General features: G+C 62.2%; 14 protein-coding genes. 6 read left to right on the top strand and 8 right to left on the bottom strand.

The window, feature by feature from the left end; all coding sequences use genetic code 11:
* Positions 1–289: 289 nt before the first annotated feature.
* The 6 genes from FHX03_RS15665 to FHX03_RS15640 all read right to left on the bottom strand — a co-directional run bounded on the left by FHX03_RS15665 (position 290) and on the right by FHX03_RS15640 (position 6553).
* Positions 290–1081, bottom strand: coding sequence for an SDR family NAD(P)-dependent oxidoreductase (locus FHX03_RS15665; RefSeq protein ID WP_097629063.1), 792 nt, complete (start codon positions 1079–1081; stop codon positions 290–292).
* A gap of 156 nt (positions 1082–1237) precedes the next feature.
* Entirely contained in the window at positions 1238–2347 is a 1110-nt protein-coding gene (locus tag FHX03_RS15660; RefSeq protein ID WP_246699256.1) for a sulfite oxidase, read from the bottom strand.
* Between the two features lie 190 nt (positions 2348–2537).
* Entirely contained in the window at positions 2538–3209 is a 672-nt protein-coding gene (locus tag FHX03_RS15655; RefSeq protein ID WP_183854448.1) for a DUF938 domain-containing protein, read from the bottom strand.
* A 254-nt stretch (positions 3210–3463) separates the two neighbouring features.
* Positions 3464–4564 carry a D-TA family PLP-dependent enzyme gene (locus tag FHX03_RS15650; RefSeq protein WP_183854446.1) on the bottom strand — a complete coding sequence of 367 codons (1101 nt, stop codon included), beginning with the start codon at positions 4562–4564 and terminating at the stop codon, positions 3464–3466.
* Positions 4565–6040: a M81 family metallopeptidase gene (locus FHX03_RS15645; RefSeq protein WP_183854445.1), complete on the bottom strand. Its 1476-nt coding sequence runs from the start codon at positions 6038–6040 to the stop codon at positions 4565–4567.
* Positions 6041–6070: 30 nt separating this feature from the next.
* The gene (locus FHX03_RS15640; RefSeq protein ID WP_183854443.1) at positions 6071–6553 is read right to left on the bottom strand and encodes a hypothetical protein; all 483 of its coding nucleotides are present in this window, start codon (positions 6551–6553) and stop codon (positions 6071–6073) included.
* Positions 6554–6664: 111 nt separating this feature from the next.
* Here FHX03_RS15640 and FHX03_RS15635 point away from each other — a divergent pair, with 111 nt between their 5' ends.
* The 5 genes from FHX03_RS15635 (at position 6665) to FHX03_RS15615 (ending at position 11448) form a co-directional block, all read left to right on the top strand.
* Positions 6665–7054 carry a RidA family protein gene (locus FHX03_RS15635; RefSeq protein WP_054184612.1) on the top strand — a complete coding sequence of 130 codons (390 nt, stop codon included), beginning with the start codon at positions 6665–6667 and terminating at the stop codon, positions 7052–7054.
* A 21-nt stretch (positions 7055–7075) separates the two neighbouring features.
* Positions 7076–7939: a MurR/RpiR family transcriptional regulator gene (locus FHX03_RS15630; RefSeq protein ID WP_097629737.1), complete on the top strand. Its 864-nt coding sequence runs from the start codon at positions 7076–7078 to the stop codon at positions 7937–7939.
* A gap of 25 nt (positions 7940–7964) precedes the next feature.
* A complete protein-coding gene (locus FHX03_RS15625; RefSeq protein ID WP_131710803.1) occupies positions 7965–8741 on the top strand; it encodes an SDR family oxidoreductase in 777 nt (258 codons plus the stop codon).
* Positions 8742–8946: 205 nt separating this feature from the next.
* Positions 8947–10170 (top strand): MFS transporter, encoded by a 1224-nt coding sequence (locus FHX03_RS15620; RefSeq protein WP_183854441.1) that lies wholly within the window; start codon positions 8947–8949, stop codon positions 10168–10170.
* 75 nt (positions 10171–10245) lie between these two features.
* Positions 10246–11448 carry an ROK family transcriptional regulator gene (locus tag FHX03_RS15615; RefSeq protein ID WP_183854439.1) on the top strand — a complete coding sequence of 401 codons (1203 nt, stop codon included), beginning with the start codon at positions 10246–10248 and terminating at the stop codon, positions 11446–11448.
* A gap of 13 nt (positions 11449–11461) precedes the next feature.
* Here FHX03_RS15615 and FHX03_RS15610 read toward each other — a convergent pair whose 3' ends face one another.
* Complete coding sequence (locus FHX03_RS15610) at positions 11462–12484, bottom strand: SAM-dependent methyltransferase (RefSeq protein ID WP_183854437.1); 1023 nt, start codon at positions 12482–12484, stop codon at positions 11462–11464.
* A 304-nt stretch (positions 12485–12788) separates the two neighbouring features.
* Here FHX03_RS15610 and FHX03_RS15605 point away from each other — a divergent pair, with 304 nt between their 5' ends.
* Complete coding sequence (locus tag FHX03_RS15605; RefSeq protein ID WP_097629743.1) at positions 12789–13457, top strand: haloacid dehalogenase type II; 669 nt, start codon at positions 12789–12791, stop codon at positions 13455–13457.
* Between the two features lie 174 nt (positions 13458–13631).
* Here FHX03_RS15605 and FHX03_RS15600 read toward each other — a convergent pair whose 3' ends face one another.
* Complete coding sequence (locus FHX03_RS15600) at positions 13632–15653, bottom strand: beta-N-acetylhexosaminidase (protein ID WP_097629732.1); 2022 nt, start codon at positions 15651–15653, stop codon at positions 13632–13634.
* Position 15654 lies beyond the last annotated feature (1 nt).

Raw genomic sequence — 15654 nt, 5'->3', positions numbered from 1 at the left:
CCCGTCGGCAGGAGGGCTGTTTTTCACTAACGAACTTATTGGCGGATCTCCCGCAGATAGCAGAATCTCGCGTGCACATTTGGGATGTCATCGGGGGATATGACTGCATTGCGCCTCCTTATCAGTCGCAATGGCAGACCTTGCCATTGCCGCAGAGCGGACTTCCGTTCGTTTTGACGTTAGAGCATCTGGACACGATTGCGGTCATCCAATCGACACGCCAACGCTGCCCCGGTCGTGCTCCGACTTTCGCAGACCGGCAATCACGACCAGCAGGCGAGGCATCACCTCAGAGCGTGTCGATCAGTCCTCCATCGACGCGCATGGAAGCCCCGGTCGTCGCGGATGCCAAAGGCGACGCCAGATAGGTTACGAGGTTGGCGATTTCCTCGACGCTTGCAGCTCGTTGGATGATCGAACTGCCACGATGCTTCTTGACGAAGTCCGCCGCTACCTCCTCGATCGGCTTGCCCGTCTTCGCACGCTCTTCGGCAAGCATCGCCTCGACGCCTTCGGACAGTGTTGGGCCGGGGAGGACCGAGTTCACGGTAACGCCGGTACCAGCCATGCGCTTGGCGAGCCCGCGGGCAACCGCGATATCGGCGGTCTTGCTGACGCCGTAGTGAATCATCTCCACCGGAATGTTAAAGCCGGATTCCGACGCGATGAAGATGACGCGACCCCAGTCGACGTTCTGCATGCCCGGAAGGTAGGCACGCGAAAGCCTGACGGCCGACATGACGTTTACCTGCCAGTGGCGATCCCACACCTCGTCGTTCGCCTCGAAGAAGTCGAGCGGTTGAAAAATACCCGCGTTGTTGATGAGGATGTCCACATGAGGAACCTTGGCGACGAGAGCGTCACACCCTTCAGCGGTTGCGACATCGGCTGCAACGGCGGCTACGGTGCCCCCGGCACCTTCGCCTTTCAGGCGTTTGGCGGCATTTGCGGTCTTTTCTTCTGACCGCCCGTTGATCACCACGTCCGCGCCAGCCCTTGCGAGCTGGCGGGCGATCGCGTAGCCGATACCTTCGGTCGATCCGGTAATAAGAGCGGTCTTGCCTACGAGGTCGATCTGCATCTGCTGCTCCTTGTGAGGTTGGATAGAGAACGTTTGAACTTGCGGTCGGTCTCGGTCATCGAGCCACCCGTCGCTGTTGCTGCAAAGCGGACATGACGCAGTGACAACGCGGCTCGCCGTTGCGCCAAAAGCCGCCATTCCGCCCCATGCGGGTGCTTAGATCACGAATTCCTCCTCGTATGTCTGGGGCTCGGGAACGACCGTAACCTCCACCGGAACGATCCAATTGGCCGCGTAGCTCTCGCAGTCGGAACGCGGAAGGTCGGGCTGCACGCACCCCTCCGCATCGATCGCGCGACATCGCAGTATATATCGCCCCACTTTTTCAGGGGTCCACATGTATTCCCACAAGCGCCATGCGAAGGGACTTTCTGTTTCGAGGAGCCTTCCCTCGCGCCAGCCCCTGCCATCTCCGGTGCAGACCTGCACCTGCCGGATGGCAGCCTCTCCGCTCCAGGCGGCCCCGAAAATCCGATACGGTTGGCCGGCGACGAGACGCGTCCCCTGCACGGGACGCGCGATCTGCGCTTTGACCTCCATCTCCGCAAGGGGGACCAGCCTTGGTTCCCCGAGGCTGCGCTCCCAACGGAAATAGTCGCGCGCCTGCCAGTAGCCAAGGAATGGTTGCTCCACAACGGTGATATGCGTGATCCACTTGACCCAAGCCATGCCGAACCAGCCACCCACGACCGCGCGTAGCGGGTAGCCGTGATCGCGCGTCAACGGCTCCCCGTTCATCGAATAGGCAAGGATCGTGCTGTCAGCGATGGCCTTCTCAAGCGGTAAACTGCGCGCAAAAGCGATGGGGCCCGGAGAAGCCGTTTTCTTGCTCGTGTCGACGACGCCGCTGTCTGCGCCTACGAGCAGAACCTCACGTGCGGTTCGCTTAACGCCCGCCATTTCTAAAATCTCGCGCAGAGGAACACCTGTCCACGCGGCATTGCCGACGGCTCCGTTCTGCCACTGCAAACCCTCCTTCGGCGGCACATAGTAGACGCGCCCGTTCCCTGCGCACTCAACGACGGCAGTCAAAGTCGTGCTCCGCATCGCCTTGATGCTGTCGAGGTCAAGTTCGATCGGCCGCTCCACCGCCCCGCTAACGCGCAATCTCCAGTCTCGGGCATCGAGGTCCGGCGACGGGAAATGGTTTCGCACGAAGAACAGCTCGGTTGGGATCAGCCAATCGGAGAGCGACGCAAACGGAAACTCGATATTCTCAGGGGATTTCTGTCGAACTATTAGGCTGGGCCGCTCTGGTGTCGGCATCGTCCTCGTCTCCCTTCCAAGAGGTCGCGCGAATTCCGGTGCGATCACACCGCCCCTCGCAGTGCATCTGTCGCATTCCGCCTTCGACCGCATTCTAGCAAATACCGCAAGTTCCTCGGATCAACCTCGAACGGCAGCAAGTGCCCGAATGCTGCAATAGGCCCACTCTCTGTCGCGCCCCGCTTACCGTTCACGCAATACCGCTGGAGAAGACCAGCAACATATTGTTGGTAGGCATCTCGATCGTCTCGCGGAGACTAAGTCCAGCGGCCTCACCCACTTTTTCAAGATCAGCCATATCACGCACCCCCCAGGATGGGTTGCGCTCCCTTAGAGCCGCATCGAAAGCAGCGTTCGAGGGGGCGTTGTGTGCCCCGTCGCGCATGAATGGGCCGTAGAGAAGAAGAAGCCCACCAGCGTGAAGCAAACGGCCAGCTCCTGCGAACAATCCTAAGCTTGCTCCCCATGGCGCGATATGGATCATATTGATCGACACGATGGCGTCAAAATGCCCCGTTTGTTCGACGCCCCATTGTCCCGAGCACACATCAATATCCCGCGGTGCCAGCACATTCTTCAGTCCTGCAAATTTGATCCAGCTAGACGTGCTGGTGCGGGCGTCGGCATCCGGATCGCTCGGCTGCCAAGTGAGGTCGGGCATTGCTCCCGCAAAACACACGGCGTGCTCGCCGGTCCCACATCCAATCTCCAGCACGACGCCACGAGTTGGAAGGACACGTTTTAGGACCGCGAGGATCGGCACCGAATTTCGCGCAACGGAAGGTGAGAACATGCGCTGGTCGGCGCTTACGTCGCGCTGTTCCAGCGCGACGGACGAACGGTCCTTCTTCTCTGGGGGCATTGGCCTTTCCCCTTTGGGCGATGTCTCCCACCCTATAGCTGAAATGATGAGACTGAAACCAAGAATTTCGGACTTACGAAGGGGGCGTCGACTCACCTGTCCACCTATCCTAGGCGCAATGAAGTCATCCCGCAGCGCGCACGTTTTTGCGATATCAGCAACTGCATCCTTGCTGATACCGAGATCGCCAACAAGTCACGAATACAGCGCCCTGCGCCGCTCAGAGGCATTTCGCCCTCAACCGCAGCCGCCCCCTACCAAACCAGCCCGCGGGCCGCGACTTCCTCGACCCGAGTCACCACCCCACCCCGATGAAACACCATCGTATCGAACAGGTTGGAAACCACGCAGGTGTGGTTCGGGACGATGAAGAGCTTCTCGCCAATCTGCGGCCGGGGGCCGGTGCAGTTTGCAAGATCGATCACGCCGTGTTCTTCCGAGAGGCTGGTGATGCGCGCTTGGGGATAGCCGACGATCAGGCCGTAATCGCTGAAGCCCTGGAGGTCCGAGGTCAGGGCTTTCGAGCCGGCATCGATGACGGCGCGGTCGGCGGTTGGGCGGGAGACGACGGTGGCGAGCACGTGCATGGCGCAATCGTCCTCGCTGCAATGGCCCATGCGCACCATCTGGCGGTCGTTATAGATATAGGTGCCGGCGCGGTGTTCGGTGGCGGAGGTGACGAGATGCGCCTCGAACAGGCTCGGCGTTCCGCCATTGCTGACGATCGGGCAGGCGATGCCGTCGGATTGCAGGAGGTCCAGCGTCTCGGCGATGAAGGCTTCGATGGCGGCGGCCGATTGCGGTTTGGGATAGGTGACGATGCCGCCGAAGGTGAGGCCGTCGGCAGCGGCGATGCGCCGGGCGAGCGCGGCGGCTTCCTCCGGTGTCTGCACGCCGCAGCGGCCGCCGCCGGTGTCGCATTCGACCAGCACGGTCAGCGGCTTGTGGCCGGAAAAATGCGCGGCGAGCCCATCGACCGTCACCTCGCTGTCGGCGACGACCTTGAGGGCCGAAATGCGCGCGTTCAGCCTGGCGAGGCGCTCGAGCTTCTGCTGTCCGAGGATGTTGAAGGTGATGAGGATGTCGTTGAAGCCGGCTTCGGCGAAGACTTCCGCCTCCGTGACCTTCTGGCAGTTGATGCCCTTGGCGCCGGCGGCGACCTGGGCGACGGCGAGCGCCGGGATCTTGTGCGTCTTGATATGCGGGCGGAAGTTCAGGCCGTGCTCATCCATATAGGATTGAACGCGGGCGATGTTGGCAGCCAGCCGGTCCTCATCGATCACCGGGCGCGGCGTCGAGAGATCGGCGATCCTGTCGCCTGCCTTGGCGACGACGGCAAAGCTGGCATCAGGCATCTAGGCGGCTCCGCGTTCTCTTCTATGTGGATCGGCGACGATCGGCCATATCGTCTTCGGCGCCCGCCGATACGGCGTCGTCGCCGGATTATTGGGATAGGGCGTTCCGGCGGAGCAGTAAAGGATCTCGGCGGCGATCCTGGAGAAGGAGGCGAAGAAGTGATTGGTGGATTTGATCACCAGGATCTTCTGCTTCTCGGGATCGATGCCCATCACCGAAAACAGGCTGGGATCGAAGCTCTGGGCGCGCGTCGAATTGAGGATGATGTCGATGCCGTCGAGCACGATATGGGCGGCATCGCCGAAGGGGGCGAGGCTCTCGCCGAACTGCATCTCGGCATTTTTCACCAGCCTGACGACCTTGATCGTGCCGTCGATCGGATTGCCGGTGCCGGGCGCCGACTTGGCGCCGAAGCGCAGCGGAATTTCCGCCCCCTCGCCCGCCGCAAAACAGATTTGCACCGCCATCGGATCCCAAATGGTGCCGATCGCGGCACTCGTGACGCCGCGGGCCATCAACTCGGCGAGGATGACGGTCGCGTCGCCGGCCGTGCCGCCGCCCGGATTGTCCCAGACATCGGCAATGACGACCGGCCATGCGGTCGCAGCCATCGCGCGCGCGACGGCTTCCTTCTCGTCGATCTGGGGCACCATGAAAGTGCCACGTTTCGAAAACAGTTCGAGGCCGAGGTCGCGCGCCAGGGCGGCGCCCTTTTCCGGCTTGTTGTCGGTGACAACCAGCAGCTTCGTTCCCATTTCGGGAACGTCGCCGACCATGAAGCCGTGGATCACTGAGATCGACAGGATATCGGGATCATCCTTCTCGATCCGCATGATCTTGTCGACGAAGGAGCGCATCGGCTCGCGCGAGGTCGGGAAGACGTCGATCATCCGGCAGTCGAACACCGAGATCACAGGCTTGACCCGGCCTTCCAGCGTGTCGACGGCGATGCGCCAGAGATCCTCGGCGCGGTCGACGAAGTCCGTATGCGGAAACTCCTTGAAATAAACGGCGAAATCGAGGGCGGCGACGCGTTTGGCCGTCAGGTGGCTGTGCGGATCGAGCTCGGCGCAGATGAGAACATCGGGACCGACGATCTCACGCATGCGCTGGAGAAGATCGCCTTCCGTATCCTCATATCCGGCCGCCACCATGGCGCCATGCAGGCCCATGACGACGGCATCGACCGGCATTGCTGCTCTCAGCTGGTCGAGGATTTCATCGCGCAATTCCTCATAGGTCGCCCGGTTGACAAGGCCGGCAGGATCGGCCCAGGTGGCGGTTCCCTCGATCAGCTGCCAACCTTTTTCTTTGGTGACGCGCCTGCCGACGGTGATCGGCGCGGTGCAGAGCGTCGGCGTTTCCGGATGCTCGCCGGGCGGCGCATAAAGCGAGGCTTCGAATGCGCGGCGATCCACGCAGATCGGGGAGAAAGTATTGGTCTCGGTCGCCAATGCCGCCGTGAAAATGCGCAAGAAAGTGGCCTTCGTGTTGTCGGCCCCGCGTCACCCCATCGGGTTCGGCAGGTAGCCGGTGAAACCTGAGATCTTCCAGCGCCCCTGGTGCAGCCGGCAATAATAGAGCGTCTGCCATTGCAGGACGTCGCGGGTGCCGTCAGCCTTGGTAATGCCGCCGTCGAATTTCTTGCGCACCAGCGCCATCTCGCCTTCGATCTCGATATCCTCGAGCGTCGTCGTGGTGAAGATCGCCGTGCGCGCATCTTCTGCGAAGCGCTGCTCGGCAAAATCCTTCGCCTGTCTCAGCCATTCCTGGCGATAGGCCGACAGCGTCGGAAAGGCCAGGCGCCACCTGTCGGGGCTGACCTGCTTCTGGGCGTCGATGCCGATGAAACCCTCTTCGACGAAATCATGCTCGACCTTCGACCAGTCGGCGGCGAGAAAAGCATCGATATCGCGCGGAACGAGCATTTCCCAGATCGCCTGCCGGGCGCTGTCGGAGGGGAAGGGATTCTGGAAAGGGTCGCGCATATTAGCCCCGGATTGAAATTCTTTTCATAATCCATGTTTTTCACTGGTCAAATTCTGCTTTCTATGGTCATTTGTCAACTTATCAAGAAAATAATTTGCAAGGACTTCAGCATGCCCATCAAGCGCTATGGCACTGTTCAAACGGGGGCCGGCGGCAAGGCGCTGCCCTTCGCGCGTGCGGTCGAGGCTGACGGATGGCTCTATGTTTCCGGCCAGGTTGCAATGGAAGATGGCGAGATCATCGACGGCAACATCATCGCCCAGACCCACAAGACGATCGCCAACGTGCTGGCGATTCTCGATGAGGCCGGATACGGCGTCGAGGATGTCGTGCGCGTCGGCGTCTGGCTCGATGATCCGCGCGACTTCTGGACCTTCAACAAGATCTATCAGGAGTATTTCGGCGAACATCCGCCAGCGCGCGCCTGTGTGCAATCGTCGATGATGGTCGATTGCAAGGTTGAGATCGACTGCGTGGCCTATAAGAAGAAGGGTGCATAGAGAATAAGGGCGGGAGCGGCTTTGGATATCTTTTCGACATTGCAGGAAGACAAGGGCCGGCTCTCTCCCTCCGAAAGCCGCATCGCCGAGATCATCGTCAACGATTTCGAGTTCGCCGTGAATGCCTCGATCATCGAGCTGGCCGAACGCGCCGAGGTATCGCCACCGACCGTCACCCGCTTTTGCCGGCGGCTGGGCTGCGAGAGCTTTTCCGATTTCAAGGTGCAGCTCGCCCGCACCGCCCATATCGGCGTGCGCTATCTGAAGCCAGAATCGAAAAGCACCGATCCGGCCGATGTCGCCCAGGATATCATCACCAAGGCGCAGAATGCGCTGTTTCTGCTGCACCGGTCGCTCGATCTGGCCGCGATCGAAGCCGCCGTTTCGTTTATCGCCAAGGCCGATATGATCTACGCCTTCGGCTCGGGCGGCAATTCGTCGATGATTGCCGACGAGCTGCAGAACCGCCTCTTCCGTCTCGGGCTTCGCATCACCGCCAGTTCCGATCACAGCATGCAGCTGATGATGGCGGCTGCGGCCCGGCCGGGCGATGTGCTGATCGGCTCGTCCTTCTCGGGGCGCAATCTGGAGCTGGTGCGGGCCTTCGAGCTTGCCCGCGGCGCCAAGGTGAAGACGATCGCGCTGACCCAAACGGCAAGCCCGGTTGCCAAGGCGGCCGAAATCGTCGTGCCGATCGACCTGCCCGAAGGCAACAACATCTATCGCCCGACTTCGACGCGCATCGCCTACATCGCAACGGTCGATATCCTGTCGAGCTTGGTCGCCTACGCCGTTCAGCCGAAGGCGACGACCACGCTGCGGCGTATCAAGCAGCAGCTCGTCATCCACCGCGACGGCGACGACCGGCAATTGCTTGGAGATTGAGGCTCATGAACGGGAGCGACGGAAAATGACCCAGTCGATAGCCACCGTCACCGGTGCGGCCGGCGATATCGGCGCGGCGATTGCCGCCCGCCTCGCCGATGACCATGATGTCGTGCTGCTCGCCGATATCGATGCCGCGGCGGCGGCGGCCGTCGCTTCGAAGCTCGGCCCGGCCGATCGCTTCGTCGCTGCCGGCTGTGATGTGACCAGCGAGGCGAGCATAGCGGAATTGGTCAGCCGCGCCGCCGAGGCCGGCGTGGTGCGAACCTTGGTCAACAATGCCGGTGCGGCGCGGGCCACCAGCCTGCACGAGACGACGCCGGAGATCTGGCGGGCGGACAATGCGCTCAATCTCGAAGCCGCCTTCCTGTGTTTCCGCGCCTTCGAACCGATGCTGAAGGCGTCGAAGGGCTCCGTCGTCAACATCGCCTCGGTCAACGGCATGAATGTCTTCGGGCACCCGGCCTATAGCGCCGCCAAGGCCGGCCTGCTGCATTTCACCCGGCTGGTCGCCGTCGAATACGGCAAGTTCGGCATCCGCTCGAATGCGGTCGCGCCCGGCACGGTGAAGACGCAGGCCTGGGAGAAACGCGCCGCCGCCAATCCGAATGTCTTCGAGGAAGCGCGCCGCTGGTATCCGCTGCAGCGGGTCGTCGATCCCCGGGATGTCGCCAATGCCGTCGGCTTCCTGGCCGGTCCGCTCGCCGCCGCCATTACGGGCGTCTGCCTGCCCGTCGATTGCGGCCTCACCGCCGGCCAGGCCGAACTGGCGCGGACCTTCTCGCAATCGGAGCATTATTGAAATTCAGGGCTGCGATCTCCGAGCCGAAACGACAGCATGTGGCGCAAAAGTGGGCCGCGGTTTTGCGGCAACGACATGCGGAAAAACAAAGAGCTAAAGCGCGACAAGCGAATCTGACAGATTGAGACGCGCTTTAGCATGACATGACCTTCCGGACTGCCCGCCGCGGCTGCGCCTGCCGATTTCCCTGACGATTGATGACTCCATGAGCCGCCTCTTTCCTGATGTCTTTCGCAATCCGGCGATCCGCGCCAGCATGATCGCCATTTTCACCTTCGGGATGGCGGGGGCGATGACCGCACCCTATCGTTCGATCGTCGGCATCCGCGAACTGGGCCTGAGCGACGGTCTCTATTCCTTCCTGGCCTTCGCTTCGGCGGCGGTGAACGTCGTTGTCAGCGTTCTGCTCGGCAATCTTGCCGACCGGCTCGGCGAATACCGCTCGGCGATGATCGGCGCCTGCATTTTCGGCATCGTCGGTTACGGCATGGTCTATGCCTTTCCAAGTGCGGCGATTTTCGCCATCAGCGGGCTGCTGCCGCTGCCGATCTTCGGAGCGCTGAATTCGCTGCTGTTTGCCAATGCGCGCGCCGCGATGCAGGGCATGAACCGCAATGACATGGTGACGGCCAACTCGGGCGTGCGCGCCATGATCTCGCTCTCCTGGGTATTGATTCCGGGCATTACCGGCCTTGTGCTCTCCGGTGCGTCGAGCATGCTGCCGGCCTATCTCTTCGCCGCCATCGCCTGCCTTGTGTGCCAGGGCATCATCCTCTTCGCGCTGCCGAAACGGGCCGGAGCGAAAATGGCCGCGGCTCATCACCTCACCTATTTCGGCGCGCTCAGGCAGGTGGTTTCGCCGCGGATTTCGGCGCATATCGCAGGCGTGGCGCTGATCACCAGCACCCTGCATCTGAACGACGCGCTTCTGCCGCTGATCGCCACCGGCGCCGCCCATGGCCGGCTCAGCGATGTCGGTATTCTGGTCGGCATCGTCGCCCTGCTGGAGGTCGTCTTCATCATCGTCTGGTCGCGGATTGCGCGGAAGACCGGCCAGATGACGGCGCTTGCCGCCGGCACCATCATCTATGCCTTATTCCTCAGCCTTCTCGGCTTTGCCTCCGAGCCATGGCATCTTTATGCGCTGACCTTGCTCGCCGGCATCGGTGCTGCGGCGATCATCAGCTTTCCGATCACCTATCTGCAGGATCTCATCGCCGATCGGCCGGGGCTCGGCAGCGCGCTGATCTCCGTCAATATCTTCGCGAGTGCAGGGATCGGCGCATTGGTTTTTGCCGCCGGCACTTGGGCGACCGGTTATTCCGGAACCGCCATGCTGAGCGCCGTAACCGGCCTCTCGGGCATCGCCATCCTCGGCCTCCTGCAGCGGCGCAATGCCGTTGCGCCCGCCGATGCCGAGGTTCAATAGACCTGACGAAGAATGTGGCTTTCATCACTATCGGTCTTATGACAAGGGTGAGGCACCATTTCCTTTGAAGGCGACATGAAGGCGATCTCCGGCACCAATCTCGAGCAGGCCAAGTCTCACAACCGGCGTGTGGTGATCGAGGCCGTGCGGACCAACGGTCCCTTGTCGCGTGCGGCGATCGCCCGGATGACGGCGCTGACCGCCCAGACCGTGTCGAATATCGTCGAGGAACTGGAACGGTCGCATCTGCTCGTTCCGGCCGAGGCGCAAAAGCTGGCGCGGGGACAGCCGATCATTCCCTATTCCATCAATCCCGCCGGCGCCTATTCGATCGGTCTCGAGCTTGGCCGCCAGCGCGCCAGCGGGGTTCTGACGGATCTCTCCGGCGCCGTCCGCGCCCGTATCGAGCGCCCTATCGAACATCCCGATCCGCAGCGGGCGATGCCGGTTCTGCAATCGATTGTCGAGGACATTCAGCAGGCCTTCACATTCGACCGAAACCGGCTGCTCGGCGTCGGCATGGCCCTGCCCGGCCGCTATGCCGACGGCGGCATCACCTCTCTCAGCCCGCAGAACCTGCCGGGCTGGCAGGATTTTCCGGTCGGGCATGAGCTGGAACAGCGGGTCAAGGTACCGGTGCTCGTCGAAAACGACGCAACCGCAGCCGCGATCGGCGAGCGCCTTCACGGCGTCGCGCGCGGTTTGAGCAGCTTCGTCTATTTGTTTCTTGCCGGCGGCGGCGGCATCGGCGCCGGCATGTTCCTCGACGGCCATCTCTACAAAGGCAGCCGCAACAATGCCGGCGAGATCGGCCATATCATCGTCGAGCCGCACGGCAAGCTCTGCAGTTGCGGTAAGCGCGGCTGCCTCGACCGCTACATCTCGCCAACCGTCGCTTACGAATTCATGGGCATTGCCAATGCCGAGGAACTGTCTTCAGACGATCTCGACACGCTGATCGCTGAGGGCGGCGAAGGTCTGGATGCCTGGCTCGATCAGGCCGTCCAGCCGCTGCGGCAGACGCTCGACTTCCTCGAACTTGCCTTCGATCCGCAGACCATCGTGCTCGGCGGCAGCATATCGACATCGCTGATGCGCCGGCTGGCCGAACGGCTGGAGCCGCTGCACGTTCCGATCGATCCCAACCGGACGCGTAATCTGCCCCGTGTGATGATCGGCATGACCGGCAAGGACACGGCCATCCTCGGCGCCGCCGCCCTGCCGATCTTTTCCGAAACCAATCCGCGCTTCGACGTTCTGCAAAAGCCGGTCGGCTAAGCGACGGTCGCGGCTATTCAAACAGAATGAGACTTGCCGGCGTTGGCGGCATCGGTTTGACTGTGACGCCGGCAAGACCGGCCAGTCTTGCCATCTCGCTCAGCTCATTTCGCGTATAGGCCTGGCCGGCCGGCGTGCTGGCGAGCATCTCCCAGGAGAAGGCCGCCGGGAAAGGCGGCGACACCCGATCTTCGTTCGGCACGAAATCGACCGCGACGATCCTGCCGCCCTCTACAAGGCTCGCGATGATCTTTCGCAGCAGCCCCGCGCATGTCGGCAGATCGAAGTGGTGCAGGAAATTCGGCAGCAGGACGAGATCGTAATCCGTGCCCCAGTCGACATCGAAGGCACTGCCGGCGATCGTGCGGTACCGGTCAGCCACGCCGGCTTTATCCGCATTCTGCCGCGACAGCTCCAGGACCGCGGCCCAATCGACGGCGACGATCTCCGCCGACGGAAGGGCCTTTGCAATTTCGATCCCGAACAAGCCCGGACCTGCCGCAATGTCTAAAACCTTTTTGAAGGGCTTTCCCAAGCCAGAGATTTCGCCAGCCAGTAATTTGGCGCTGAGGCCGGTAAAGGAGCCCATGCCGCGCGCAAACTTCAACCAGACGGGATTGTCCGGCGACATGTTCGCGAGCCCGGGCGAACCGCCGTTTCGCACGACGGCGGCCGGATCGCGCAGGAAATTATCCAGTATTTCAGGTGCGGCGACGAACTCGACTGCGGAGCCCATATAGGCCGGAGAATTGCGATCGAGGAACATTCTGGTCGCCGGGGTCATCCGGTACTCTCCGCTCTCCTTTGTCAGGAAACCGTGGACCACGAGGTAGTCGCAGAGGATGCGCACCCCACGCTCCGCAGCACTTGTTGCCGATGCCAGCAAGGCTGCCGTTTTGCCCTTGCCGATATGGGTAAAGAGATCGAGCTCGATGGCCGCCCTGATCGCTGCCGTCTTGCGGCAGGCAAACAGTGCATCGACCACGAGCTCGGGTGACACGACGCCAGCATCGGCGTCTTCGGCGATCGTTTCCATGGTATCCCCCAACAGCCCTCGATCGGTCTTGCCTGGCAGCGCCAGCCGCGGGAATTATGCGTGCATTCGCATATTCTACAATACTTACCGCGTTAACCCGATCGGGTGCCCCAACGGCCGACCGTCACCGACAGTCAGGGCAGGAGATTCACTGTCCATCGCAATCAAAAACGCATTCGGACCTGCAAATTCAGAATTTCCTGCTCAAGACGTCGGGGAATTCAGCCTTCTCAGCGACCGACGCTGACCTATGCTTTCTCTCGAAGCAGACGGCTTTCCCGAAGCCAAATCAAGGACGAAGCGCATGGCTATTTTCCGCCCGAAATACATCACGTTCGACTGCCACGGCACGCTGATCAACTTTCAGATGGCGGAGGCCGCACGCGACCTTTATGGCGACCGCATGAACGAGCAGAAGATGCTCGAGTTCATCAAGGACTTCTCCGCATACCGACTCGATGAAGTCATCGGGGATTGGAAGCCCTATGCCGACGTGGTCCATAACGCGCTCTCAAGAACCTGCAAACGCAACGGCATCGACTTCAGGGACGAAGACGCAAGGCTCGTATACGAACGCGTACCGACCTGGGGACCGCACGCCGACGTTCCGGCTGGTCTTGCCAAGGTCGCCAAGGAAATTCCGCTTGTCATCCTTTCGAACGCCATGAACGCGCAGATCGTGTCGAACGTCGGAAAGCTCGGCGCCCCCTTCTACGCAGTTTATACCGCCGAAGAAGCTGGTGCCTACAAGCCGCATTTCCGCGCCTTCGAATATATGCTGGACATGCTCGGCTGCGGTCCGGAAGACATACTCCATTGCTCCTCCTCGTTCCGCTACGATCTGATGAGCGCCCATGACCTCGGGATCAAGCACAAGGTTTGGGTCAATCGCGGTCATGAGCCGGCCAATCCCTATTACGGCTACACCGAGATCGCCGATATCTCGGAATTGCCAGGTGTCGTCGGGCTCTAACGAGGGCCGAACCTATCTCGTCTCGCAGCTCAATTTGCAAGCCATGGAAGGCGCGCTTCAGCAGGCCGTCGCGAAGTGACCGCCGGGATTGACCAATAGTTCAGCGTCGTCGTTCGCGCACCTTTCTCGGCGCGCGCGACGATCCGCAAATCCCATGGCGGTGCGAGGCCCGGTTTACGACTCCTGCAAACCATAGAGCAGCGGCATCAGCCCGGCCAGCGCCTTGAAGCGCTCCCATGATTTCGCCGACGGCTTCGTCCAGCCGGTTTCGGCAAGCCCGGAAAGACGCGGGAAAACGAGGCGGTCGAAAACGGCGCGATCCGTCATCGGTTCGGACCAGATGCAGGCCTGGATGCCGAGGAGCTTGCCTTTCTGCGCCGCTGTCCAGCCGCCGACCGGATCGAAATTATAGAGTTTTTCCGCATCCGACGTTCCCGCCCAGCTGGCGCCGGGCTCGTCCCAGTCCGGCCTCAGCGCCATGTCGAGGTAATAGACCTGGCCAGGGCAGACGACCATCTCGTAGCCGCGTTCGGCAAGTTCGGCCGAGACTTCGACATTGCGCCAGCTGCAGAGATAGCTCTTCGCTTTGTCGATGACATCGCCGTGGGCCGCCTCTTCCCAGCCGCCGGTGATGCAGCCCTTGCTCGCCAGGAAGCGCTGGACCCGCTCCAGGAATTCCGCCTGCAGGATGGCCGCACCCGAGCCGTGGATATCGTCGGCGCCATGGGTATTGGTCACGACGTTCAGCCGCTTGGCATGGGCGTCGGCAACCGCGTCGCCGGCGACAGCGCGCAGCCGTTCGAGCGCTGCCGGCGAGCCGGACCACGCGCCGAGCGGCACTTCGTCGGCGCCGAGATGGATTGTCTTGAATGGAAAGAGCTCGATGAGTTCGGTCAGGATGGTCTCGACGATCTCGTAGGTCTTCTCGAGGGCGGGATTGATGCAGTTGTCGGGAAAGCCCTGAACCGAATAATAGCTGCCGACCTCGGCCGGATCGCGCAGTTCGGGTATCGCCTGCTGCATGGCGTAGCAATGGCCGGGCATGTCGATCTCCGGCACGATCTCGACGCCGAAGCTCTTTGCCTCAGCCACAATCTCCCGGATGACCGATTTGGGATAGTAGCCGCCTGTGCGGGCCGGGCTCGAACCGAGGAGTGGCGGCACCGCAAGGCCGTGGCCGCGCCAGGCGCCGACCGCGGTCAGCGCCGGATAGGCGTCGATCTCGACGCGCCAGGCCTCGTCGTCGGAAAGGTGCCAGTGGAAGCGGTTGAGCTTGTTCCAGGCAAGCACCGCGATCAGCTTCTTGACCTCGGCCGCGCCGTAGAACTGGCGGGCGACATCGAGATGCAGTCCGCGCCAGCCCATCGCCGGCTCGTCGACGATCTCGCCGGATGCCGGAAACTGGAAGACGCCGGGATGCAGCCTTGCACCGCGCCAAATCTGGCCGAGGGTGACGAGGCCGTAGAGAAAGCCGGTCCGGCTGCTCGCCTCGACCGTCAGCCTCTCCTCGTCAAAGCTCAGCCGATAGGCCTCGGGGGCGAAGCCGGCGGCATCCTTCAGGGCGACGGGCACGGCACCTTCCGCTTCGGTGCGCACGATGCCTTCGACGGCGAAGAGATGGTCCACCAGTGCCGCGAAGCTCTGCGCTGCCGCCTCCCCTTCGGCGCTCTGCGCCCGCGGGGCAAAACCGGCCGGCAATGGACGGCGCGCGGCGACCGCCACATGGTTCGGCCAGGGAATGATCGACACCTGAACCGGCGCATTGACGGGAACCGGATAGATCTCGGCGCCTCGCTTCAGGGCCGCGTTGCTGACCGAAGAGCGCGTCGGCTCGATGCCGAGCACGATGGTGCCGCCGTCGGAAAGCGCGAGATAGGCGCTTGTCGCGCCGTCCGTCCAATGGCGGAACTGCCAGCTCAGCGCGTAGACCGAGATCGTCCAGGTCTCGCCGGCGGCGAGAACGAAATCGGCCGGGGGCTGGAATTCGGTGAAATTGGAGAGCCGCTTTGAGACCGTGGCGCCTTCGACCCGTCCGGCCGGATCGACCCGGCCCGGACCGCTGATGCAAAGCGAGAAGCCCGAAATCGGCGCGCTGCCGAGGTTCTTGAGACGCAGAACATAGGAGAACTCCTTGCCGTCGGCCGGCGGGTTCCAAAGGGTTTCAAGCCGCAGGGTTTTCGGTCGCGGTGTGGACATG

It is taken from the genome of Rhizobium sp. BK456 (assembly GCF_014194045.1).
Lineage (GTDB): Bacteria > Pseudomonadota > Alphaproteobacteria > Rhizobiales > Rhizobiaceae > Rhizobium > Rhizobium redzepovicii.
Note: the sequence above shows the minus strand (reverse complement) of the source record. Positions and strands in the feature narration are given on the sequence as shown.